Below are 627 nucleotides of genomic sequence, written 5' to 3'. Positions count from 1 at the left end.
CAATGGGTCGCCGATGAGCATAACGCCCTCCTGGCCGACTGACACCGAAGGGGATTTTTGTGGGGATACTTCAGGGTTGAACCTGTATTGTCATCTCAAAATCTCCGATACGACACCGAGCACAGAAATGACTTCGCAGCCAAGGCCGGTTACTGCTTTGGCTTTGCGTAGAAGCCGATCGTCGCATGTCGCAAAGAAATCTACCTTTGCTGTTGATGCAAGCGCCAGTGGTGTGGGCAACGTTTGTTTCAGCCATGGCCAACGGCGCGACTGAGAAGCGCGAGCTTTGCGAGCGTCCTGCTCCAGTCGCTTGTTATGCCTATTCTCGATATTGATTCCTTTGCACAAGGGCAACAATTCCCTCCACGATCGGCAATGCTTCGGATTCGATGAAGTCTTCGAATTCTCTCATGGAAGTCGGCCCCACCCGCCCGACGTCACCAAATATCGCCTGCAAGCGTAGCGAAATGCACAAATGCCGCGCAGTTTCGGATGTCCGCTGGAGTGATTTGTTAGCGGCTATTTGCCATGGGCTGCATCATATGCGATGAAAGCGAAAACACTTACAACAACAACCAAGACAATCGTTGACAGAATATCCATTTATAAGTCCTCAAGGGTTGATAT

Annotated in this window: 1 protein-coding gene; it reads left to right on the top strand. The window is 50.9% G+C overall.

Annotated features, from left to right (window positions below):
• Positions 1 to 274 (top strand): hypothetical protein (locus BQ17_RS22875; protein WP_218068311.1); only part of this gene is annotated, 274 nt, incomplete at its 5' end.
• Positions 275 to 627: the final 353 nt, after the last annotated feature.

It is taken from the genome of Candidatus Thiosymbion oneisti (genome assembly GCF_900092655.1).
GTDB classification, from domain to species: Bacteria; Pseudomonadota; Gammaproteobacteria; order Chromatiales; family Chromatiaceae; genus Thiosymbion; species Thiosymbion oneisti.
The sequence above is the reverse complement of the archived record's forward strand: the minus strand, read 5'-3'. Positions and strand labels throughout refer to the sequence as shown.